Origin of the sequence: Nostoc sp., from assembly GCF_036918245.1 — a bacterium.
In the GTDB taxonomy this organism is placed as follows: domain Bacteria; phylum Cyanobacteriota; class Cyanobacteriia; order Cyanobacteriales; family Nostocaceae; genus Nostoc.
This window is the reverse complement of record NZ_JBALEF010000043.1, coordinates 344,456-367,015: the sequence shown is the minus strand read 5'-3', so window position 1 is coordinate 367,015 and position 22,560 is coordinate 344,456. Positions and strand designations below refer to the sequence as shown.

Annotated in this window: 18 protein-coding genes and 2 tRNA genes; 6 read left to right on the top strand and 14 right to left on the bottom strand. The window is 42.7% G+C overall.

What is annotated here, in order from left to right; translation table 11 throughout:
- The first annotated feature begins 4 nt into the window (after positions 1–4).
- Positions 5–1,150, top strand: coding sequence for a SpoIID/LytB domain-containing protein (locus V7L12_RS11575; protein ID WP_335084406.1), 1,146 nt, complete (start codon positions 5–7; stop codon positions 1,148–1,150).
- Between the two features lie 72 nt (positions 1,151–1,222).
- Here the strand turns inward: V7L12_RS11575 and V7L12_RS11570 are convergent, their stop codons facing one another.
- Positions 1,223–2,521: a hypothetical protein gene (locus V7L12_RS11570; RefSeq protein WP_335084405.1), complete on the bottom strand. Its 1,299-nt coding sequence runs from the start codon at positions 2,519–2,521 to the stop codon at positions 1,223–1,225.
- A 225-nt stretch (positions 2,522–2,746) separates the two neighbouring features.
- Here V7L12_RS11570 and V7L12_RS11565 point away from each other — a divergent pair, with 225 nt between their 5' ends.
- A complete protein-coding gene (locus tag V7L12_RS11565) occupies positions 2,747–3,226 on the top strand; it encodes a hypothetical protein (RefSeq protein WP_335084404.1) in 480 nt (159 codons plus the stop codon).
- An 88-nt stretch (positions 3,227–3,314) separates the two neighbouring features.
- Here the strand turns inward: V7L12_RS11565 and V7L12_RS11560 are convergent.
- From V7L12_RS11560 to V7L12_RS11535, 6 genes are all read right to left on the bottom strand, one after another.
- Positions 3,315–3,386 (bottom strand) — tRNA-Gln (locus V7L12_RS11560).
- A gap of 252 nt (positions 3,387–3,638) precedes the next feature.
- A complete protein-coding gene (locus V7L12_RS11555; protein WP_292776608.1) occupies positions 3,639–4,436 on the bottom strand; it encodes a WecB/TagA/CpsF family glycosyltransferase in 798 nt (265 codons plus the stop codon).
- 489 nt (positions 4,437–4,925) lie between these two features.
- A complete protein-coding gene (locus tag V7L12_RS11550; RefSeq protein WP_335084403.1) occupies positions 4,926–5,180 on the bottom strand; it encodes a hypothetical protein in 255 nt (84 codons plus the stop codon).
- Between the two features lie 33 nt (positions 5,181–5,213).
- Positions 5,214–5,297, bottom strand: a tRNA-Leu gene (locus V7L12_RS11545).
- Positions 5,298–5,403: 106 nt separating this feature from the next.
- A complete protein-coding gene (locus V7L12_RS11540) occupies positions 5,404–6,528 on the bottom strand; it encodes an alpha-hydroxy acid oxidase (protein WP_335084402.1) in 1,125 nt (374 codons plus the stop codon).
- A gap of 483 nt (positions 6,529–7,011) precedes the next feature.
- Entirely contained in the window at positions 7,012–7,245 is a 234-nt protein-coding gene (locus V7L12_RS11535; RefSeq protein ID WP_094349603.1) for a hypothetical protein, read from the bottom strand.
- Positions 7,246–7,405: 160 nt separating this feature from the next.
- Here V7L12_RS11535 and V7L12_RS11530 point away from each other — a divergent pair, with 160 nt between their 5' ends.
- Positions 7,406–9,541, top strand: coding sequence for an NAD(P)/FAD-dependent oxidoreductase (locus V7L12_RS11530; protein ID WP_335084401.1), 2,136 nt, complete (start codon positions 7,406–7,408; stop codon positions 9,539–9,541).
- Positions 9,542–9,586: 45 nt separating this feature from the next.
- Here the strand turns inward: V7L12_RS11530 and V7L12_RS11525 are convergent, their stop codons facing one another.
- Entirely contained in the window at positions 9,587–11,131 is a 1,545-nt protein-coding gene (locus tag V7L12_RS11525) for a hypothetical protein (RefSeq protein WP_335084400.1), read from the bottom strand.
- A 1,026-nt stretch (positions 11,132–12,157) separates the two neighbouring features.
- Between V7L12_RS11525 and V7L12_RS11520 the strand changes: the two genes are divergently transcribed.
- From V7L12_RS11520 to V7L12_RS11510, 3 genes are all read left to right on the top strand, one after another.
- Positions 12,158–13,612 (top strand): aminotransferase class V-fold PLP-dependent enzyme, encoded by a 1,455-nt coding sequence (locus V7L12_RS11520; protein ID WP_335084399.1) that lies wholly within the window; start codon positions 12,158–12,160, stop codon positions 13,610–13,612.
- A 303-nt stretch (positions 13,613–13,915) separates the two neighbouring features.
- Positions 13,916–15,202, top strand: a complete 1,287-nt coding sequence (locus tag V7L12_RS11515) for a sulfite oxidase (protein WP_335084398.1) — start codon at positions 13,916–13,918, stop codon at positions 15,200–15,202.
- A 127-nt stretch (positions 15,203–15,329) separates the two neighbouring features.
- A complete protein-coding gene (locus V7L12_RS11510; RefSeq protein WP_335084397.1) occupies positions 15,330–16,169 on the top strand; it encodes a sulfite exporter TauE/SafE family protein in 840 nt (279 codons plus the stop codon).
- 22 nt (positions 16,170–16,191) lie between these two features.
- On the opposite strand, the gene V7L12_RS11505 is transcribed toward V7L12_RS11510, so the two are convergent.
- The 6 genes from V7L12_RS11505 to V7L12_RS11480 form a co-directional block, all read right to left on the bottom strand.
- Positions 16,192–17,688: an Ig-like domain-containing protein gene (locus tag V7L12_RS11505; protein WP_335084396.1), complete on the bottom strand. Its 1,497-nt coding sequence runs from the start codon at positions 17,686–17,688 to the stop codon at positions 16,192–16,194.
- Between the two features lie 80 nt (positions 17,689–17,768).
- The gene (locus tag V7L12_RS11500; RefSeq protein ID WP_335084395.1) at positions 17,769–18,542 is read right to left on the bottom strand and encodes a TIGR03943 family putative permease subunit; all 774 of its coding nucleotides are present in this window, start codon (positions 18,540–18,542) and stop codon (positions 17,769–17,771) included.
- Between the two features lie 138 nt (positions 18,543–18,680).
- Positions 18,681–19,736: a permease gene (locus V7L12_RS11495; protein WP_335084394.1), complete on the bottom strand. Its 1,056-nt coding sequence runs from the start codon at positions 19,734–19,736 to the stop codon at positions 18,681–18,683.
- Between the two features lie 789 nt (positions 19,737–20,525).
- Positions 20,526–21,533: a WD40 repeat domain-containing protein gene (locus V7L12_RS11490; RefSeq protein WP_335084441.1), complete on the bottom strand. Its 1,008-nt coding sequence runs from the start codon at positions 21,531–21,533 to the stop codon at positions 20,526–20,528.
- 137 nt (positions 21,534–21,670) lie between these two features.
- A complete protein-coding gene (locus V7L12_RS11485; protein ID WP_104907419.1) occupies positions 21,671–21,964 on the bottom strand; it encodes a hypothetical protein in 294 nt (97 codons plus the stop codon).
- A 366-nt stretch (positions 21,965–22,330) separates the two neighbouring features.
- Positions 22,331–22,501: a hypothetical protein gene (locus V7L12_RS11480; RefSeq protein WP_334821099.1), complete on the bottom strand. Its 171-nt coding sequence runs from the start codon at positions 22,499–22,501 to the stop codon at positions 22,331–22,333.
- Positions 22,502–22,560: the final 59 nt, after the last annotated feature.

Here is a 22,560-nt window from a genome sequence, read left to right as displayed (position 1 = left end):
CAGCATGAAATTCCAACTTGACTTAGGCTCTTTATTTTCTCAGATAAAAATACGTTATTGGTGGGTAAGTATCTTTTTGTGGATAGCTTTGGTTGCCCCAGCCCAAGCGTCTGTAATTTTACGCGTGGCAATTGCGAGGGGCGTTAATCAGGTAAAAGTGGGTAGTTCCACCACTGGCATCGTTAAGGATAGTACTGGCCGGACTCTTGGACAGTTGCCAGCAATGAGTGCATATTATGCCCAAGCCGTTCCTGGCGGTGTTGCTTTAGACAAGTGGCAGTCTGGTTTATTTTGGATTGAGCCAACTGGCAAGGGATTTGTTTATATTGGCGATCGCTGGTATCGGGGCAGAACTCTGGTTGTCCCCACAGACAAAGGCTTAACGGCTGTTAATTGGGTTGATGACCAAGAATATCTCTACAGCGTTCTTGGTGGCGAAATGGATGCTAGCTGGCCCCAAGAAGCTTTAAAAGCTCAAGCGATCGCAGCCCGCACTTATGCCCTCTACGAACGAGAAAAACAACGGAATAATCCCGTTTACGATTTAGGCAATACTCCCGATCGCTGGCAAATTTACAAAGGTGTCATCAGTGAATCTCCTGCTACTTATGCCGCAGTGGATTCTACTCTAGGGCAGGTACTAACTTACAAAAATCGGATTATTCTCTCAGTCTTCCACGCTTGTTCTGGGGGACACACTGAAAACGTCGAAGATGTTTGGGGAAGCAGCGAACCTTATCTACGTGCTGTTCAAGACTACGATCAAAATATCCGCGAGTGTAATTGGGTGAAAACCTTCTCGCCCAGTGAAATTAGCGCTAAATTTCCTGATGTGGGCAGTGTGACGGCGATGATTCCAGAGACATACTCACCTTTCCGCAGTGTTAAAGTTTTAAAAATTGTCGGTAACAAGGGCACGAAGGTGCTACAGGGCGAGGAAGTGCGAACAGCCCTCAAGTTAAAAAGTACCAAATTTAGCGTCAATAAGGGGGCTGATGGTAGTTTTGTACTGCAAGGGCTTGGCTACGGTCATGCTTTAGGCATGAGTCAGTGGGGGGCGTACAATCTGGCTCGGCAAGGAGTGAACCACCTGCAAATTTTGGGACATTATTATCAAGGTGTAGCTCTAACACCAATTCAGGCGAAATAATCAGGGATTGGGCATTGGGCATTGATTATTTCCCTTGTCCCCTGCTCCCCTGCTCCTCTGCCCCTCTGCTTCCTATTCCCCACTCCCACGTTCTAAGCGCCGTTGCCATTCAGCATCAATTTTTGCAGAACGTTCAACTTCTTGGTCGAGTAAGTCAGTTTCGCTAGAATACACTAAATCTTCGTTGCCAATGACTTTTTCTGTTGCAAATTGTTGGGCATAGTTGATTTTTTGTTGCAAAAGTGTATCAGGACTTGCCAATAGCCTTGCTCTGGAAAGGCGATCGCGGTTGCGATCGCCTATTTTGCGATTACGCCACCGAATCCAGAAATAACGCAATAACGGTATACCTAAAAAACCTGCTCCGTAAGCCAATAGCAGCCAATAAATTCCTTGTACAAAAGCTACCAGTCCACCTAACTGGACGGCAACAGTTCCATCGCTCAACAAATTTCCCAGTACTAAAGCACCAACAAAATTTAGTACACCTAACCCAGCACTCAGCATAATTTGCCCGGAACTTGCGGCGCTAAAACGCCAGAGAAATTCCTCCAAGTGATCTGATATTGCATGACGGCGCTTTTTAACTGCACTCACCTGCAACTCTGGGAAGTAATAAACAATTTGCCCTTCTGGGCTTACCCCCGGTTGCCCATTAAACCGCGTTAGAACGGGCAACATATAATCTTCGTACTCTCTTGTGTATCCCTCACCAATATCATCTAAGTATGGGGCAATTTGTTCTGCTACCACTGCACCACGATTACTCCGAATCACCGTAGCAATTTCTTGCCAGCGGCGTTCTTCTAAGTTGGCGTTCGGATTACCATCGCCAAACAAAAACGAAAAAACAGCTTCAAAGAAATTCAGATTGCTTTCTTCCCGGCTTCCACGTCGCGGTTCCTGGTAGTGGGTGTCATAATTTGGGCTAAGATACCAAAATAAATTTGGAAAATAGAAGAAGCCCCCACCGCCGGAATTACTGCCTCGATTGTCGCCGTCACGGTCTGAATTGATAGAGGTAATGATAATGAAGATGGTAACAGTTATCAGGGCGATGGAAACAGTTAAGAAAATTCCAAAAGAAATGCGAATCAGGTAAAACAGAACACTCCAGACCTTTTTCCACCATTCCTGCAATCGTAGCCGGAAGTATTTATTACGCAAAATTGCTCGAAAATTTTGTGGAAAAAGGAAAACTATATCACCGGAATCCGCTACCTGTAAATGTCCGCCAGCATCAGATGCCAGGGCTAACAAACTTTGATTAGCTTCAGCGACGTTCAATCCTGCCTGAGTTGCCACATCACCAACGGTAACACGGTAGCCCAGTTGTTCCACAGCTTGCATGATGGTGGGACTGGGAGCCATTGCTCTCCCCTCCTATTAAAACTTATTCCCTTTTCTTAAGTATAAAGTTTTATTTTGAGGGACTTGGTAAAGGTAGGAATAAAGAATTAAATCATTAAAAAATATATAAGTCACATGAATTTAGCAAACTGATACTAAAGTTGATAAACCAACAAATGACCAGAGACGCAACATGTTATAATTGTTTTCCTCAGCTTGGTTAACCAGCAAATTTTCTGCTCAAATATGGTTCAATATACTCTCGCTCAAAGCCCAGAAATTATCCTTACTGTTTCTGGAAAAGATTCAGCTAAAGCCCGTGATAAAGCAATGGATCAGCTAATGGAACTGATGGATGCAGGTAAGCTACCCACGGAACTGGAAGAAGGATTTGGTCCTCAACAATTAATTGAGGTAAAAGAGTCAACTATTGATACTGCTAGTGGTGAGGATACTATTACACAAGCTGTCCAGATTCTGAGTAACCTGGCCACGCTCAAGCTGAAAGTTCAGGAGTCACGAGCTGAAGCGTTGGAAATTCGCAAAGCTGTTGATATTCTGTTCACTGATGAGTCGGTGACAGAAGAGGAAATTACTCGACTCAAGGAAGGTTTTAAAGTTCTCAAAAATTTTGCCCAAGCTAATGTGCGTTACCAGGAAGCGCGAGCTAAAGCAGAACTGGCTCGGAAGACTCTAGATCAAGCTCTCAAATCTCCTGACAAGTAACATTTACAGAATTATATGCATTGAGACACATCTTAAAAATGCAATTAAAAAATCTAAAGACAGGCTGTTATGCCTGTCTTTAGATTAACTGGGGCGCTAGGATTCGAACCCAGGGATGGCGAGACCAAAACCCGCTGCCTTACCACTTGGCGACGCCCCAACAATTTCACTATGATTAATATAACACTTAGTCTTGGGTTAATGTCAAGTACTTTAATAGTTGATTTCAAATAATGGTTTTTTACAGCAGGACATTGATTGGTGGGAATCTTTGCACTTTGCTTCTTTCATGATTTTGAGGTGAACCCTTGAATCTTCGGGCTTCAGGCATAAAATTCTTTCCTTAGCATCTAAAATCTGGTTCCCTTGATGATGAACCGCTTAGAGTCAGTCTTACCCTATTTCTTTTTCTTTAATCCCCAGTCTCGTGAAGGAAGACCCCTGCAATCCGACTTGATGATAGTAGTTGTTTAGTAGCCAGCCATATAAAGAGTGGAATAGTCTTCGCATAGCGGCCGCAAAGTCGGCGTGGTTCTTGAATCCATCGATATAGCCATTCAAGTCCTAAGTCTCGAACTATGCGGGGTGCCCGCTTATGAATTCCGGCATAAACTGGGAAAACTCCACCCAGTCCAATCATTACAGCTTGTATTTTGCCCTTATGTTGAGCTATCCAATTTTCTTGTTTGGGACATCCCAGAGAAACTAAAACAGCGCTAGCACCACTAGAGTTAATCTTTTGAACCAAGGCTTCGTCCTCAATTTCAGTTAGGGGACGAAAGGGTAGAGGTTCCATTGCCGCAATCTTTATCTGCGGAAATTCCTTCTCTAACCTGTTTTGCATCCTAGACAGAATTTCTGTTTGGGAACCTACAAAGAAAATGCTCAGATTTTGGGTTTGAGTTAGCTGACACAATGCGAGAAAAATATCCATCCCTGCTACACGGTCTTGGTAAAGCGCTCCCATTTTTCGCATCATCCATACCAGAGGCATACCATCAGGAGTAACTATATCTGCATTTCGCAATACGGTGGCAAACTCTGGATTCCAATGGGCTTCAATGAGCATGTGTACATTGGCTACATATACAGTTTTACTCTCACGCCTACTCGCCCACTTCAGTATTGTTTGTATCTGCTCGTCAAACCGTAAAGCAGTAATAGGAAAATCAAGCACTTTTTTAGTAGGTAGAAGCACTCTCGCCACCATCAATAACTCCTGTATCCAAGAAAACAATTCATAGATTACCTAGACCAATCCAAATTATTTAATATTCGGATTGGATGACTCCTGACTTTTTGTAGGTTTGTGTCATTGTTGGAAGTTAACACATGGAGGTGCAATTGCCTTTTTAGTATACTTTTGGCTTAATCGGTAATACTAGAATTATTTGCTGCTGTGTCTTAGCTTACTGTTTTATGTTAAGGATTTCAGACACTGCTTGACAAAATTCATACTTCCTTCATAATTAGTTTTTGGTTAGTTCATCCAAGCATTATAATTGCGATAAATTCCTAGAGAGATGCTGTATATTAAGTAGTATACAGGACTTAATTGCTTAAGTATAAAAGTAAAATTCTAGCCACTTAGTCTGCCGATTTTATACGTAAATATGCGCTTAAGAGGTTGAATTAAAATTAGTATGTTTTAAAGAATGGCTAATAACTTTTTATTATGATTTACAAATCTATTACAGATTTAATTTAGTCTCTGTATTGATGAAAAATCTCTAAATTTTATTTTTTTCTGAAATAAAAGCCCAAAAAATAAGGGAAAGATAAACTTATCTTTCCCTGCTCTCTCGTTTTTGTTATTGTCTTGCTTGTTACTTTCTTTAAGTCTTTGGCGTAACATTTGCCTTTGTTTTTTCAGTTGACGCTTCCTAGCAGAACCGCCTCTACCTTTATCATTTCTGCCTTCTTTACGGGGAGATTCCCATCTTTTCAGGCGCATAAGTTTTTAACCTCTTTAGCACTTGTTTGGTAGTGGGCAGGAGGAGAATCGAACTCCTATGACCGTAAGGCCGCCACATTTTGAGTGTGGTGCGTCTACCAATTCCGCCACCCGCCCTTGTATCTAACCTTAACTAGTATACTCTAAATTAAGAGATTTTGTAACAAGTCTGAAAATTATTTCTCAAAGTTTTGCTGGAATAACAATCTTAAGAATCTCCAACTTAAAGGCGTGGCAGGTTCAATAAACTAGGGTCAATATCCTGTATTTTGGCACAGCCGCTAAGGGCCATTCCCACATTTAACTCATCTTGCAGCAGTGAGATGATATGAGATACGCCGATTTGTCCTGCTACCGCTAGTCCCCACAATATGGGTCGTCCGATCAGTACTGCTTTTGCTCCTAATGCCAGAGCTTTGAGAATGTCTGTGCCCCTACGAATGCCTCCATCCAACACCACTTCTACTTTACTATCCACTGCGGTTACTATTTCAGCGAGGGCATCTAAAGAAGCGATCGCACCATCGAGTTGTCTGCCACCATGATTAGAAACAACAATTGCTTTGGCTCCATATTCTACAGCCCGCACAGCATCATCTGGGCGTAAAACTCCTTTAATGACTAAAGGTAGCCCAGATAAAGACTGCAACCACTCCAAATCGTCCCAAGTGACTGCTGGGTTTAGCTGTTGGGCAAAATAGGTAAATAACCCAGATTCGCCTTTTTCATGGGAAATATCTAGCCCTGAGATACTAGCAAGATTAGCCAGATGTAAGTCTTGGGGTAAGGCAAACTCATTACGTCTATCTCTCTCACGCTGTCCGAGAACAGGTGCATCTACAGTTAGACAAAGTGCTTTGTAGCCTGCTTTATAGGCTTTTTCTACCAAAGCACGAGTTAATCCTCGGTCTTTATGGATGTAAAGCTGGAACCATCTTAGAGAATCTGGAAACTGATGACATGCAGTCGCCACTTCTTCAATGCTTTTTGTTGCCATTGTACTTAACACCATACCCACGCCAGCTGATGCAGCAGCTAAAGCCGTGGCAATTTCTCCGTCTGGATGGGCTAGACATTGAAAAGCCATTGGTGCAATTAACAAAGGTAGTTGCAGGGGTTGTCCTAAAATAGAGGTACTTAGATTGCGATCGCTCACATCGACTAATATCCGAGGTCGCAGCTTGACTCGTTCAAAGGCAGCACGATTATCTCGCAATGTGATTTCGTCCCAAGCACCACTGCTATAGTAATCAAGTGTCGTTTGAGACAGATGTTTTTTTGCTAGCTTTTCGTACTCAAAAAGGTTGATGGGTTGAAAGCGATCGTCAGTGGATAAGTAGGTAGACATAATTAAATCTAAGATAAAACTTTTGTTCGTAGTCAGCGATTTAGCGCTCTGCATAAGATTTTAAATGGCTAGAGTCGCTGACTACGATTATTCATTGTCAAGGCTTTCAAATGGATTTGTAGCATAGTTGTATTTATTTTTACTCACTTAGTTAGCGATCGCTCAACTTAAGTTATGTGCCGAAGCTTTGTTCAAATAGCATGAAGATTGCTCCCAAAAAAAGACCTCTGGCGCAAAGCAGAGGTCTTTCCGTTTCAGAACGTTGTAAAATTCATAAGCAACGTAAAACGCTGATATGGTTAATTTAGTGCCTTCTGTGCCATGAACGCAAAAATATCAACCCAATTGCCAATCCCATACTGACCATTATTATTACTCCTATACCAAAAATACGTAGGCGCAGCCCGCCGCAGGCATCGCCAATATTTAGGTACAGACCTAGATATCTAATGCTGCGACCAAAACTTCATCATACACAAGGTTTTAGGAGAACTTTTCCCAGGATTGGGCAACTAATTGGCTTAACCAACGGCGTTGTTGCTGATCCAGCAGTGGATCGTCTGCTAGCAACTGAGCGGTCAATTCTTCCAAAGATTGACCCTGAGCGCGGACAATTTTAATTACTCCAGCGATCGCACTGGCAACTAGTTCTTCATCAATCGGCTGTTGTCGTAGGGCAATAATTTCTTGGGGACTGTCTGGAATGGGATAATTCATGGCGTGGGTTTACAGAAATACAAAATGAACAATAAATTTGACAAACTCTTAAAATTTCTTCACTAAATCTTTACGAAACTAATAGGGCGGAGTTTACCTTACTTTGTGCCTTAAGAAAATCTGTCTAAGTGAGTAGATTGATGGGAAATGTCAGAAAAAGATGAAAGAAATCCTTTATTTAGAAGTTCCAACTCCAGAAACAGAAACTGTGCGTAGTTGGTTACAAACAGATTTTGAACCTGGAAATGGAGAAAAAGTGCTTACCTCGGAAGGTTTTCGCCTTCAAATACCCAGTGCTACTACACCTGCTGGAGTGAGTCTTTCCGAAAACTTGCCTACAGAACTTTCGGTATTTGTCTGGTCGGTGCAACGAACTACCTATCTGAAAGTGTTTCGCTGGGCAGAACAACCTTTTCCCAGTGAAGGACAAATTCTGCAACGCTTGAGCAAGGAAATCAGAAGCCGTTTTCCGCATCATTACCCAGAACCGCCAGCAATTGATTTATCCCAGCAATCAATATTTGCCGCACTAGGCTCTACTTACCCCCTTACCGTCAAGTATTTTCAGAAAATGCCCAACGGTCAATATGACCTAACTCGTGCCTATTGGTGGGAAAAACGATGGCGCGAAGGGGTGCAGAATCCGCAGCAGCCGCGTCAAGTGGTGTTTTCGCAGGGGAGCAGAGGAGCAGGGGAGCAGGGGAGCAGGGGCGAAACAACTAATGCCCCCATACCCCATGCCCAGTACGACATCATCTACATCGGTGGCGCACTAGGCGCAATCCATGCAGCACTGATGGCAAAACTCGGATATAAAGTCTTGCTGGTGGAACGAATGCCCTTTGGGCGGATGAACCGAGAATGGAATATTTCGCGCGACGAGATTCAAAGCTTGGTTAACTTGGGTTTAGTCACCCCCGCTGAGTTAGAAACCATCATTGCCAGGGAATACAAAGACGGATTCAATAAGTTTTTTGATGCTAATAATCCAGCCAAACTGCGATCGCCCGTCCTCCACACACCCACAGTCCTAAATTTAGGCTTGGATTCCGAAAAATGGCTCCAAATGTGTGGGCAAAAACTGCAAGCGGCAGGCGGTGAAATTTGGGATGAAACAGAGTTTATCCGTGCAGATATTGATATATCACAGGTAGTTTTGCAAGTCAAGCACTTGCCCAGTCAGATTGAGAAGCAAGTAAGTGGACGACTGCTAATAGATGCAATGGGAACCGCGTCCCCCATCGCTTGGCAATTAAATGGTGGTCGTGCCTTTGATAGTGTCTGTCCGACAGTGGGAGCGGCAATTGAAAGCGGATTTGAGCCAGGAGTATGGGATTCCCAATATGGGGACGTTCTTTACAGTCATGGGGATATTTCGCGGGGAAGGCAGTTAATTTGGGAATTGTTTCCCGCAGCAGATGATGAACTGACGATTTATTTATTTCATTACCACGAAGTCAATGCTGAAAATCCTGGTTCCTTGCTGGAGATGTACGAAGACTTTTTCACGATTTTGCCAGAGTATCGCAGGTGCGATATGGACAAATTGGTGTGGAAGAAGCCGACATTTGGGTATATACCAGGGCATTTTAGTGTGGGAAGTCGCGATCGCACAGTTGCCTTCGATCGATTGATTGCGATCGGTGATGCAGCATCACTCCAATCTCCCCTCGTCTTCACCGGTTTTGGTTCCCTAGTTCGCAACTTAGAGCGTTTAACAACGCTGTTGGATACTGCCCTCAAACATGACTTATTGAGTTTGCGACACTTGAACCAAATTCGCGCCTATCAAAGCAACGTTTCCGTAACTTGGCTATTTTCCAAAGGCATGATGGTGCCCACAGGGAAATTTTTACCACCCCAGCGGATTAACTCCATGCTCAACACCTTTTTTGGACTGTTAGCAGATGAACCGCCAGAGGTGGCAGATAACTTCATCAAAGATCGGTGTGATTGGTTAACCTTTAACCGTTTAGCACTGAAAGCAGCTAGGAAAAATCCTGCCTTGCTTTTATGGATTTGGGAACTTGCTGGGCCAAGGGATTTAGGGCGATGGCTTGGTAGTTATTTCAACTTCGGTCGTCATGCTCTGATTAGTGCTTTACTAAGTCCGTGGTTCCCGCATTTCTTGAACCGGGTAGGTTTTTGGCTGGAACCCCGAAATCCGGCATTATGGCTGTGGCTGTTGGCGATTAATTATGCGATCGCCACAGGCAAACCGCGATCGCCAAGTCAGGTGGCAAAATCCAACCCAGAAGCCATAATTCCGAAGTCAGAAGCAAGAATTCTGAATTAGTCATTAGTCATTAGTATTAGACAAATGACTAATGACAACTAACTCCTAACTCTTGGGGCGGAAATTCGGCAGTTCTACAGATGCCAATGACTTACGCCCCTTGGGTGGACGCTGCGGATAAACTACTGGTGAGGGTGAATTGTCATCATTGGTGTTATCACCTAATGACTCTGAGGACAAATTACTTGCTGACAATTCCAACTGTGTCAATTGTGAAACTTCTGACCAGTAGTCTTCAGTTTCTCCAACAGGTGTTTCGGTGTGAGATGGAGTAGAGGAAACCAGTAAGTTATTGGCTGGTGAAAGCACAGAATCTGTAGTCCAAGAAGTAGAGGTAGTTGCAGGAGGATTAATTTCTGCTTCCAAATATTCCTCTTGTGGATTTTCTAATTCCTCATCGTCTTCTAAGATTGTTGCTAAAGTCTCCCAAATAGGAGCATCACTAACATCCGTTTTCGCAGCAGGTGGTGGTGGTGATGTAGATGCAGGCTGGGAGGTGAAAAACATTTGGATTAGACTATCTAATTGCTGATCTAAATTTGATGAACCCGAAGGTGAAACCGCTTCAGTTGTATCTGGAGAATCATCAACTTCTGGAGATGGCGCAGGTTGTGTTGGTGTTGGCGTGTCTTTCTTAACTGTCCAGTTCCAAGAAGATGATGGTGGTGTCGCAGGGGCTTCATTTCTTTGGAATGGGATTGGTGCTGAGGGTTCACCCCAAGAATTATCTAGATCGTTACTTAAGGATTCTTCTTCTGCTGACCAAGGTTGAATTGGCTGTGCGTTAGGAAACAAAGACCGAGCTTTTCTAGAAAATCTTCCTTGGCTACTAGTTATATCTTTAGGATGTTTTGCAGCATCTTCTAAGGAGTCATAGCTAGGAACCGATGTATCTAGACATTTTTCCAAAGCTGCTTTGAATTGCAGCGTCTGGCGTTGTTGTCGCATCAGTCTAGTACGTAATTCCCGACAAACATTTTCTGATTGCAATAGCTGCTGAGATTGTTCGTTGTTATTAGTGTGTAGCAACGTACATTCTCGCTCTAACTGGGCAAGGCGTTGTTGGCTAATTTGTAGCTGTGCTTTATAAGTATCAGTGAAAATTTCCTGACGTTGAACAGTTTGTACAGCAGTTTCTAATTGTTGAAATAAAGATTTTATCTGTTCTTGAGCCGCAGCTAGTTCCTGAGTGTGTTGGTTGAGCATCGACTCACTAACACTAGAACGCGTTTTCTGCCACTGCAAAACCTTTTCTGACTCAGCTAGGTTGTCTTTTAGCTGCTCTACTTGTTCATACAATTTATTGTTAGCCGCACGTAATTCTTCGTTCAATGCCAGCAGGTTTTGAAATTCCGAGTCAATAAGTGCTTGTTTGCCGCTTTCAGGCTCTGCAACCCAGTCCTGCCGGACAGTATCTTGTAATAATTGTGTATCTTCAGCTGGCATGAGGAGTGGCAGTTTTCTAACTGTCATATTGTCATTAGGCACAACTGAGTAAAAGGGACAACTCGCCTGCTCTGATTGTGGCGAATTGACAGAATTTAGGGATTCTATCACAGCCCCCTTGTTTGAGGTGTCAGCTTCATTCATCACTCTTGACTCACCTGCTTAAAAATATTCAGCAGTGCTGGCATTAGCATTGCTTATCAACTGTGTCTAATCAGGGTTTGCTCTAGAAGCTAAGTTTAACTCTCTCCAAGCACCAGCAATTAATCATCAATTGGTGTTCCCCATTTTGTATCTAGACTGATGCCGTTATAACACTATGATGCTCTTTCCCGTCAAGAAGAGGCAAGCTAGAAGGGGAACTCGATCCGCCTTTGAGGATAGGCAAGAGAGTGGAAAAACCCAATACGTTAAAAACTAAACTGTATTAACTATTGGCTGATGAAGTTTTTCTACATCAAAAAACTGCCTTACGTTATATGTTATTTCTTCTAACCGCATCCGTCTTAAGATATAAATATAAAATGTCTCCTTCAATACATTTTTATACTGACTTATTTATTACTTAGGATAGATATCCGTATAAGTATCTACTATTTGATGATAATTCTGTGCTCCTGGGCGATCGCTATTTAATGTCAGCAAACAACTAAGAGCTTTTGCGATGGCTGCAATATTAGTAAAGCATGACAAATACGAATAAATACGTATAAAGCAATGTTGAAGAAGTAACAATGAGTCTAGGTTAATTAATAAAGCTTTTTTAAAGAGCAATCTCAACTTAGTAGGGGCTTTTTTATCCTTAAATACAGTCCCAGTAAGCAATTATAGGCTTAGTTAGTGAGAGGCTTTTTCTATCAACTTGTCTTCAATGCGTCAAGTTTGTTTAATGACTACAAGAAAATTGTTTAAAGTATACTTGACTGCTTACGAACATTCTTTACATCGTGTATTTATTAACGACATAAATACCTTAATTAAGTGTAAACACGGATATCATTTTTAATTATTTTATTAAAGAATAATTGTATTAACCGCATTTTCTACTAGAAATAAAGTAATTATAAAGACCATAGTTACTGGCAATTAATCCGATTGCAACGCGAAATAAAGTGTTGTGGCAGTTAGGCTTTTTCAAAAAAATCCAAATTTGAAATAGGGGTGCCAAAGATGACTGATGTACTTGCAATGGGCGCAAATATCAAGCAAGAGACTGCTAAATTACCGCTGTTTGTAGAAAATTGTGACAGCTTTTGGGACAAAGAAATTAGACCGTTATTTACAGATGAGTCTCTATCTTTCAAGGTTAAAACTCTTAACGGAAACTATGTCAAGTACGTGAACTTGGATAATGGAGCTACAACCACACCCTTTGTAACCCTCAAGCAGTACGTGGATGAAATGCTTGACACCTATGGCAGCGTACATCGAGGTTCTGGGCAAAAGTCTATCATCACTACACGAGAATATGACGCCAGTCGAAACATCATTCGCGACTTTGTGGGGTCATCTTTAGACAACTATGTAATCTTTGCGAAGAATACAACAGAAGCAATTAATGGAGCTGCCACACTTTGGGCAAAAAAACCTGGAAAAATTCTAGTTTCTGATATCGAGCATTCATCTAACCTGCTGCCTTGGGTTACTAGAGACGAAGTTGTGCAGTACAGAACGCAGCCAGATGGAAGTGTAAGCGTTGCAGAAATTGAAGATATCTTCAAGGCACACCAAAATCTCCCCGAAGCCGAGCAAATTAAGTTAGTAACTATTACAGGTGCTTCCACAATTACAGGTTACAGACCCCCAATTTACGAAATTGCAGCTTTAGCACATCGTTATGGTGCGAAGATATTTGCCGACGTGTGTCAGTTAATTCAGCATGAACGAGTCGATATGCGTGCAGATGATGACCCATGTCATTTAGATTTTGTAGCTTTCTCTGGACACAAGATGTATGCCCCTTATGGAACCGGGGTTTTGCTGGGGCCAAAGGAATTTTTTGATAGTTCCTACCCTTATCAAATTGGGGGTGGAAACCTGCCTTATATCACCAGAAACCTGGAGATTAAACGTTTTTATACAGAACGGGCCCATGACCCCGGAACACCAAACGCAATGGGTGCGATCGCTATTGCCAAGGCGATTGAAATTATCGAAGCAGTAGGGCGCGATCGCATTGCTCAGTATGAACACTCTCTAGTTGAATTTACATATACACGGCTTGGGCTGATTCCTGGTGTCAAAATACATATTCCCGGAGATAATTTAGCCCATGTTATTCCCTTTGATATTGATGGATTTGACGGACGCTTAGTAGCAGAAATTCTGGCACAAGAATATGGCATTGGCGTTCGGGCTGGGGCTTTCTGCACTTATGAATATATTCGCAAACTCAAGAATGTTTCAGACGAGCAAGACTGTGAGATTGCTCGGGAAGTAGACAGAGGAATTACACGTAATATTCCTAGTATTATCCGAGCCAGCTTTGCTGTATATAATACATTAGAAGATTGCGATCGCTTTATAGATGCGATCGCTCAAATAGCTAAAAACGGATTGTTTCACTATTTGCCCAATTACACACAAGATCAGATAACTGGTTTTTGGACAGCTATAAACAGCTAGTCTCGCTCTTTGTCTCGCCAAAAAATATATGGCAGTAGGGGCACGGCAATGCCCATTGGTGTCAACTTAACGTGAAACCCGCTTGGTGAGAACGTTTTGCCCTCACCCCCAGCCCCTCTCCCATCCGTGAGAGGGGAGCCAGAGATTTAATTCCCTTTCTCCCTTGGGAGAAGGGGTTAGGGGATGAGGGCGTGAGGTGATGTGTAAAACACCTACCCAATATAGTTTTCAGCTTAAGTTGACACGTATGGGTAATGCCGTGCCCCTACTGAAAATTAAAAATAATTACAAGGGGGTAATAGCTTGAGCGATGAAAACCTCTTTGACCAGGAGGATTATTTACAGGCACGGGTTGAACAGTGCATCTGGCAAAAAAGTACAGATGCGGGTATTTCGCGCCAGCGCTTTCTGAAAATACTAGCTACTATGGTTAGCGCCACAGCCATCGCGGGGTTAGCGAAACCTGCACCGGCTTACAGTCAGGCAGCTATTAAAACTAAAGGCAGCAAAATACTTAAGCCATTGCCACCAGGGTATATCTCTCATAGCAAAGGCACATTAGAGATGAACTGGGAAGCGATGTATGGGCGTGGCTATTTAGTACCAAATGATTGGTTTTATGTTCACAACCGCAGTACACCTCCGACCTTTGACCTATCTACATGGCGTTTGCAAATTCATGGAACTGGCGTTTCTGCACCTTGCGAATTTACCTACGATGAAATCATCGCTATGCCATCCATCTCAGTCACTTGTGCCATTGAGTGTGCTGCCAATGGTCGGCGCTTCTTTGAAGAGGCTTACAACACCCCACTCCCTGGAACACGGTGGAGACTTGGGGCTATTGGTGTGGCTGAGTGGACTGGTGTACCACTTGGGATGTTATTAGAGCGAGCTGGACTGAAATCCACAGCGAAAGACGTACTCGTTGAGGGTGCAGATGTGGATTCGCTGGACTCTAAGGAGACAAATAAATCCAAGTTCAGCAGTGTAGTTCCAATTAGCAAGGCATTAGCAGATAACTCGCTCGTCGTCTATGCCATGAACGGAGAACCATTACCTCCAGATCATGGCCAGCCGTGCCGTGCCCTATTCCCTGGTTGGGGAGGAAACGCCAACGTTAAATGGATTGAGCGAATTGAGGTTTCTGAAACACCGATATATACCCAGTGGGTAACGGAGCAGATGGTGCTAGTTGGTGCAGATTACCCAGCGATCGCTCCGTATAAAGGTAAGCTGATTACCTATCAAAATGTTAAGAGCGCTTTCGAGTTAGCTTGGCCCGCTACGCTTTCGGCTCGAACCCACTTACTGCGTGGACGTTCTTGGTCTGGGAAAGGAAAAATTGTCCGTGTGGAAGTCAGCCTAGATGGTGGCAAAACTTGGCAATTTGCACGACTGAGAGAACCAAATTTTCCATTTGCATGGGTACGCTGGGACATTGAATGGAACCCACTTCCTGGGGAATACTTTCTCCAGGCTCGTGCTACTGACAATTTAGGTAATACACAACCGAGTACAGTTCCGTGGAATGACTCTGGATTGCTCTATGGAGGTGTTGTTAGCCATCCGGTGACAGTACAGGCATGAGGAAAATAAGGGAGATGAGGGGTACAAGAAGAATAATCTATGCCCAATGCCCACTTGCCCTGAGCGAAGCCGAAGGGATGCCCAATGCCCACTCAGCACTATCAGTTCTCTAGAAAAATAATTATTTATGATTGATATTAGTTGGTTGATTTTAGTGAGTGGGGGTTTAATATCTGGAGTCATCGCTGGACTTTTAGGAATAGGTGGCGGTATTATCACAATTCCTCTTTTAGTCACACTAGGTTATACTCCCGTTCAGGCGATCGCTACTAGTAGCCTTGCTATTGTAATTACTTCAATTTCTGGAAGTTTGCAAAATTGGTGGATGGGCTACTTTGACTTTAAACGAGTAATTTATTTAGGAATTCCAGCCTTCTTAACTACTGGAATAGGTGTATATTTTGCCAATAAAATTCCATCTTATATAATACTCTTTACATTTGGCATCATACTACTTGCTAATATTTATCTGATTGAGCTTCGCAAGCAATTATCCTTCAAAGAAATAGAGAATACAGCCCCAGTATTTAACCCATTAGTTTCTAAAATTGGCACTGGGGGAGCAGCAGGAATTTTAGCAGGTTTATTCGGCTTAGGTGGCGGTACGATTATGGTGCCACTGCAAATGCTGCTACTGGGAGAAGAAATTAAAGTAGCAATTCAGACTAGTTTGGGCGTGATTGTCATCACTGGTTTAGCTGCCTGCACAGGACACACGTTAGAGGGAAATATTCTGTTTGTTCAAGGTATAGTTTTGGGATGTGGCGGTCTTTTAGGCGTTCAAATGAGTACTCGCACATTGCCAAAACTACCAGATTCTACTGTGAGTTTAGTACTTCGCATTTTCTTAGGAATACTATCAATTTATATTTTTTGGGAAGCTTGGACAAATTATCAATTCATAGTTTCAAATCCAATAAATGAGGAATTGTCAGCTTGGTATCAACAAGATTCCCGACTTCTCTAAAAAGTCGGGAATCTAAGCTTTTTCAAGGTAGCCATCGGGGATGAAATCCGGCTAAGGGAAGTTGTTCTGGTCTAATTTCAACAGTCGCAGCATCAGCGATGGGCAACAGAGGCATTAACCACAGGCTACTGGTAGCAATAACATCCCCATCATCAGTTTTCAAAGTATTTGTGGGTAATGATGCTGTCGTGTTTGTCTGCGGTACTACTTGGTCAAATAACAACCCCAAACCGTCGGCAGATAAACTCATTTGCACATTCCGTTGAGCGGGAGGCAGTACTAACAGTGGTTTCTGTTGCCCAGTTTTCAGATCAATTGCCACCACATAGGGCTGTTCTATGTATTGTTCCTTGGATACTAGCTGTGTCAGCAAGCAGTAGAGGGTGGGTGAGGCGATGTCAAATTGGCAACTAAGAATTGAACCTGTTGTTTTTAATAGTTGTTTCTGCACACCTTGGTTTGTCACCAAAAATAAATCCCGCGTATAATCTGTATTAAACTTTACCATCGCTGCTTGAGAGCCATCTTTGGAAAAAGCTTGTACCAAACCAAACTGCGGCAGGAAATCCAAAGGTTTACTGGCATCACCTTGCAGTGGTAAAATCGCTGCTCCCTGTCCTTGAGCAACCGCTACGGCTTTACTATCTGGTGTCACCATAAAGTCTCCCCCCGGTTGACTTTTTAGGCGTTTTGGGGTAGATTTTTCTACTGAACCATCACTGGTTGCTGGCATAAACCATAGTCCAAAGTCGCCAGGATTAGTTTTATTTCCCCGCTGGATAACAATAGTTTGCCCATCAGGTGATAAGTCAAATTTCAGGTTTTGATAATCTTTACTATCTAAAGTCAGGTCAACTTTGCCTTCTGGTTCTGCTTTTTGTCCAGATTTAGCAGAAACGCCTGTTGTCACGGTATACAGTTGGGCTGAAAGTAAGTCTTGATTGTTTGCGGCGCGAGCAGAAAATAAAATTTTCTCTCCATCAGGAAATGACTCAAAGTCGATTACTATCAGGTCTTTGGGGGTAAGTACTCTTTTTTGCTCTTGGGTTAAGTTGTAAAGAACTAACCGTCCCTGTTCTTCTCGATCGGTTCCGATGTAAAGGATGACGCGATCGCGTGTACGAAAGCTACCTGTAAAGGGCTGTATCAGCCGATTTTTGCCCTCTTGCTCCGCAAATTTATCTTTAGCTCCTTGTAACTGCACTTTATAATTTGTGCCATAAGGTGCTGGTGTTACCAGTGTATAAACCATCCGCCGCCCTGCCCAACTGAATTTACCTGCTAGGGGTGGCTCGATTTTCAAGTTATCCTCGACGCTTTTTACTTCCATTGGGCGGCTGAAGGTGAGGGTGAAGGAATTATCTTCTGCCCCAATTTGTTGATTTTGCCAGGTAAATTCCCGGACACGAGCAGTTACCACATCACCTTGCAAGATGATTAACCCAATCAGCACACTCAGCAGTAGCATTAGTGCGATCACTATACGATCCAGTGGTTGGAATGCTTTAGATTTAGTCATTGGTTATGGAGCATTGGGCATTGGGCATTGGGCATTGGGCATGGGGCATCTACAAATGACTAATGACAAAGGACAAATGACTAATAACTATAAGGATTCTGGGGTTGAGGAATCTTTTCGAGAGAGGTAGCGGCAATGGTAAGTTGGCGTTTACCTGCCAAATTTTCTGTCACCATTTGTCCTTCTACTTCCAGCCATGTATCAGCAGAGTAAAGCTCTTGATTATTTTGTAGTTTGACGGGCAATCCCACAGGGTAAGCATCTGCTGCACAGCAACTTAAGACAAATCGTGCTAAAAACAAATATTCTTTTCCTATATCGGGCGGGTGAATCACAAATCCCTGCACCTTGACTTTTTGTCCTGTATATGTATCTGGCTCAGGATAGACATTGACAGTGCGTACCCAGTCTACAAGCGATCGCTCCTCTGGACGAACAGTAGCCCGAAAGGCTTGAGGTTTGACACGTGTGCTTCCCAATAAATCAGCCGTCACCCCCCTTTGGAGTGCTTTGTCACTAGCAAAAACTTGCGGTGTAATGATAAAACCTAGAATTGCTGTAGTCAACAACAAAGCACTGCCCCAACCAGGAGGAAATAAACTAATATGCGGGGCGTTTGGTGTCACATCACGGCGACGACGTTGCCAAAGTTCCTGCATTTTGAAGAAACCAATAACAATCAAGCTGATACCAGTTACAACTACGAACCAAATGTAATTTGGATGAATCAACAGGTTCAGCTTGTTAGTTAGCCAATATCTCAACATCAAAGTGCCCCAAGCTGTAATTGCTATAGCATCCAGCCAAGGGAGTAATAGATTTGGAATTTTAGATTTGGGATTTTTGTTGGTCATTAGTCATTGGTCATTAGTCATTAGTCACTTGTACTGAGCGTAGTCGAAGTATTGGTCATTGGTCACTTGTACTGAGCGTAGTCGAAGTATTGGTCATTAAGCAGGACAAAGGACAGATGACAAATGACAAATAATTTTTTAAAAGACGTGCAAGTTCAAGAAAAGGGTGAACACAAATGTTAATTGTGCTGCTAAAGCAAATAAGTAAAAAACCGTTTTGGGTTTAAAAATGGATAACATCAAACCAATACCTTTGATGTCAATCATTGGGCCAAACACTAGAAATGCCAACAATGAACCACTGCTAAAGGTTGAGGCAAAAGATAGGGCAAAGAAAGAATCAACTGTAGAACAAATTGACACGACTACCGCTAATATCAGCATCACCACAATTGAGGTAATCGGCCCAGCACCCAAACTGAGAATTAATTCACGGGGAGCTAGGACTTGAATAGCAGCAGCGATCGCACTTCCTAGAACCATGACTCCGCCGAGTTCTCGGAATTCTTGGATGCTATTATCCACAACTAAGCGCAGTTTCGCTGCCAGTGGTTTATTGGAAGTAGAGACTGAGGTAGGCGGGACTACGAAATTAGCATCTATCCGTAGAGGTATACCTGTTTTTCCTCCTAAGATATAAGTCCCGGATTGCAAGATATTCGGTGTCGTTACTTCCTCTTGTGGTTGGTAAGCCTTACCACGGCGTTTGGTTTCAGGCTGTGCGGGTGGATTAAACTTCAGATAACGAGCGATCGCAGGTTGGACTATGGGATCTAAGTCCTTTTGAAAACTGAAAACAAACCCGATAATTGTGGCAATTGTTAGAGAAAATACGACTCGTAAGACTACTATTTCTGGCTGATCTCGAAATGCTGTCCAAGTGGCCCAAATTACAACTGGGTTAATTGTTGGTGCTGCTAGCAAAAAACCAATTGCCACTGGTGTGGGTACTCCTTGAATCAGGAATCGCCGCGCTACCGGTACATTCCCGCACTCACACACCGGAAACAAAAAGCCGATCATGCTGCCAACTAAAGCACCCAAGAGCGGATTTTTAGGCATTTTTTCTACTAGTTTGCGCTCATCAACAAAAAACAGCAGCAAACTGGAGAATAAAACCCCAAGAAGCAAAAAAGGCATCGCCTCGACTAGCAGACTTAAAAATAGCGTAAAACCATTGTTCAGTTGATTCATGAGCGTCGCAGTCAAAAGCGGTTTTTAGTTTTAGGATTCTGCCTAGTCATTTTATCGAAATGGGGATCAAAAGCAGTTCGGGAAAATTAAACATCATTTAAGTAGCAAGTTATCCTACTTCAAAATAGCTGTTAAGTGCTACAAACCTTGGTCTCCAACGAGTTCGTGATTTTTAACCCAGTGCATTTACTGACGATGACCATTTCTAAGATTGTCTAAGTTCAGAAATTGTTCCAATCTAGAGGGCAAGTAACTGCACAGATGATTTGAAATTACCTATGTTTATACTTACAGTAATTTGCTGGATAAGATATTAGTTCGGCTGTATTTTCATCAAGTATTCACAGTTCTTCAACATTTGGGGATCGCTATTATAACTCTTGCAAAAGTCCCTAACACCCCACCCCCAACCCCTCCCCGATGCCAAGGTGAGGGGAGCGTTTGCTTTACTCAAATGCGGGGTGGGGTTCTTTATTTTTGATTTATGCAAGAGGTCTATTGGTTGCTACCATCATTGATTTTGACTAGTTATAGAAAAATTTGATCTGAGCTTTGGTTGATTTTTTACTACAAAAACTCTAAAAAGGCAAGACCAAAGTTTAGCAGATAGAGGAAATGATTGGGGGAATCTTTCGGCGTTAGCGATAGCCTGACTTTCTATATGACGTGAAAAGTTGAGCTATGGCGAGTCACAAAGCCTTGAAAGGAGTGTCAACATGATATCCCCGATTTCTTTTCAAAAGTCGGGGATATAGTCTACTCTTTGACGATTATTTTGTGAGATCGCTGTTAATTACGTTTTGTTGGAATGCCCCAAATCTTGATTTTTTGATCGAATCCACCACTGGCAAGAATTTTACCATTTGGACTAAAAGCGATCGCACTTACCCAGTCTGTATGTCCACTCAGTGTATTTATTAACTCGCCTGTAGTTAAATCCCACAATTTAATTCCATCTCTGCCGGCACTAGCAAGGGTTTGTCCATCGGGATTAAGGGCGATCGCATTTACCCAGTTATTATGTCCTGTAAGGGTGCGGACTAATTCTCCAGTATTAATATTCCACAGTTTTATGGTGCGATCGTGGCTAGCACTAACTAATGTTTGTCCATCTGGTGTAAAGATCACAGCGCTAACAGCACTAGAATGAGCTACCAATTCACTGATTAATTTACCAGTACTCAAATTCCACAGCTTGATTACACCCTTATTATCACCACTAGCCAAGGTCTGTCCATCAGGACTAATAGCTAGGGTATAAATCGAATTATCAAAGCGCACTATAGTCCCTAGAGGACGCTGCTGTAGCAAATCCCAGAGACGAATCCCATCCAAAGCTCCACTGACGAGAACTTTACTATCAGGAGACACCGCTAAAGATAATACGTTACTGGTATGTCCGACAAAAGAGCGGCTAAATTTTAAATTTTTCAGACTCCAGAGGTTAATTGTATCGTCATCGCTACAGCTAGCGAGGGTTTGCCCATCTGGCGAAATCACTAAAGATTCTACGGCTGCTTTGTGTGCTTTATTAATAGTCGCCAACTTTTTGCCGTTTGCTAAATTCCACAGGCGAATAACACCCTCGTTTTCTGAACCTCCACTCACAAGAATTCTGTTATCTGGAGTGAAAGCGAGGGATTTAATGGTTCCGTTATGTCCTATGAGTGTGTAAAGTAGTTGAGCATTAGCAAAGTTAGTATTAGCTGGGGAGTTTGGCGTTACTTCAATGGCAGCATGAGCTTGATGAATATAAAACCCTTCCCAGGTAATCACTGGAAGGGCAACAGCTGCCATAAATGCCAGGATAATATACGGCCGCAAAAAATTACCGCCACCTCTTCCCTCACTACTCACTCTTTTTCCTCACTTTTATAGATACAATTAAACCCAATAAATTTTGCAGAGTTATTTCAGTAATAACTCTGCACATTTTAAAGAGGTGGTTTTTTCTTAGAAACGCTTAACATTGGTAAAGGCGCACTAGAAGAACGAGAGGGCAAATAATGTTGCACTACAGGCTCCTCTGGTAAAGAACGACGCTGCTGGAAACGCCACAACTTAAAGCCTAGCGCTATCCCTGCCGTTCCCAAACCAAAAGCAAACAACGACCAGCTATCATTCAATCCGCCAATCAGGGCATCCATAACACCCATTGTCATCAATACACTGATTAGTGGCTCTTTTCGGTAGGTTGACTTCAAAAAACGAGGTAATACAGCATTCATCACAGCTTGGTTGGTTCCAGTTCACCTTTTGTGTATATTTACCAAGAATACCTCACCCATAATTTGCCTTTCTCATTCAAGGCAGACACTAATTTATGATTTTTTTAGTAGGGGGAGGAAATTTACTCATTAATCGCCTTGCATATACTAGTTGCAAGTCTATGATATTTCGATCGCTAATAGGTATTTCGATTTCTCTCTTGCTTACATTCTAGGGCAGTTATTTATGAATTAAGTATAATTAATCTATCTAGGGGGAAGTACTCCGCTATCAATTATTGAAGTCAAAACCAACTGGTTGTTCCAGCTGGTTGAAACTCTTTTAATTACTAGCTTACAACTTCCAGATTGTGCTTGTTGATGGCACTACTTCAGACCCAGCCATGATAGTACCCCTTGATTGCTTGTATATTCAATCACCAGCAGTAAACCAAAGCCAATCATTGCAGCTCGACCATTCAAGCGTTCGGCGTATTCGTTAAAGCCAAATTTAGGCTCTGCTAGTTTAGGTGTAATTGTTGGTTGTGTTTGTGTCATCTTTTAAGAAACCTTATTTTTGGCAGATGGGACTTGATATCAGACTTCTGGTAAAAGTC

What these genes read in the sequence shown, in the direction of transcription:
- V7L12_RS11575 (WP_335084406.1), top strand. Translation starts at nt 5, where the DNA reads ATGAAATTCCAACTTGACTTAGGCTCTTTATTTTCTCAGATAAAAATA.
- V7L12_RS11570 (WP_335084405.1), bottom strand. Translation starts at nt 2,521, where the DNA reads ATGGCTCCCAGTCCCACCATCATGCAAGCTGTGGAACAACTGGGCTAC.
- V7L12_RS11565 (WP_335084404.1), top strand. Translation starts at nt 2,747, where the DNA reads ATGGTTCAATATACTCTCGCTCAAAGCCCAGAAATTATCCTTACTGTT.
- V7L12_RS11555 (WP_292776608.1), bottom strand. Translation starts at nt 4,436, where the DNA reads ATGGTGGCGAGAGTGCTTCTACCTACTAAAAAAGTGCTTGATTTTCCT.
- V7L12_RS11550 (WP_335084403.1), bottom strand. Translation starts at nt 5,180, where the DNA reads ATGCGCCTGAAAAGATGGGAATCTCCCCGTAAAGAAGGCAGAAATGAT.
- V7L12_RS11540 (WP_335084402.1), bottom strand. Translation starts at nt 6,528, where the DNA reads ATGTCTACCTACTTATCCACTGACGATCGCTTTCAACCCATCAACCTT.
- V7L12_RS11535 (WP_094349603.1), bottom strand. Translation starts at nt 7,245, where the DNA reads ATGAATTATCCCATTCCAGACAGTCCCCAAGAAATTATTGCCCTACGA.
- V7L12_RS11530 (WP_335084401.1), top strand. Translation starts at nt 7,406, where the DNA reads ATGAAAGAAATCCTTTATTTAGAAGTTCCAACTCCAGAAACAGAAACT.
- V7L12_RS11525 (WP_335084400.1), bottom strand. Translation starts at nt 11,131, where the DNA reads ATGAATGAAGCTGACACCTCAAACAAGGGGGCTGTGATAGAATCCCTA.
- V7L12_RS11520 (WP_335084399.1), top strand. Translation starts at nt 12,158, where the DNA reads ATGACTGATGTACTTGCAATGGGCGCAAATATCAAGCAAGAGACTGCT.
- V7L12_RS11510 (WP_335084397.1), top strand. Translation starts at nt 15,330, where the DNA reads ATGATTGATATTAGTTGGTTGATTTTAGTGAGTGGGGGTTTAATATCT.
- V7L12_RS11505 (WP_335084396.1), bottom strand. Translation starts at nt 17,688, where the DNA reads ATGACTAAATCTAAAGCATTCCAACCACTGGATCGTATAGTGATCGCA.
- V7L12_RS11500 (WP_335084395.1), bottom strand. Translation starts at nt 18,542, where the DNA reads ATGACCAACAAAAATCCCAAATCTAAAATTCCAAATCTATTACTCCCT.
- V7L12_RS11495 (WP_335084394.1), bottom strand. Translation starts at nt 19,736, where the DNA reads ATGAATCAACTGAACAATGGTTTTACGCTATTTTTAAGTCTGCTAGTC.
- V7L12_RS11490 (WP_335084441.1), bottom strand. Translation starts at nt 21,533, where the DNA reads ATGGCAGCTGTTGCCCTTCCAGTGATTACCTGGGAAGGGTTTTATATT.
- V7L12_RS11485 (WP_104907419.1), bottom strand. Translation starts at nt 21,964, where the DNA reads ATGAATGCTGTATTACCTCGTTTTTTGAAGTCAACCTACCGAAAAGAG.
- V7L12_RS11480 (WP_334821099.1), bottom strand. Translation starts at nt 22,501, where the DNA reads ATGACACAAACACAACCAACAATTACACCTAAACTAGCAGAGCCTAAA.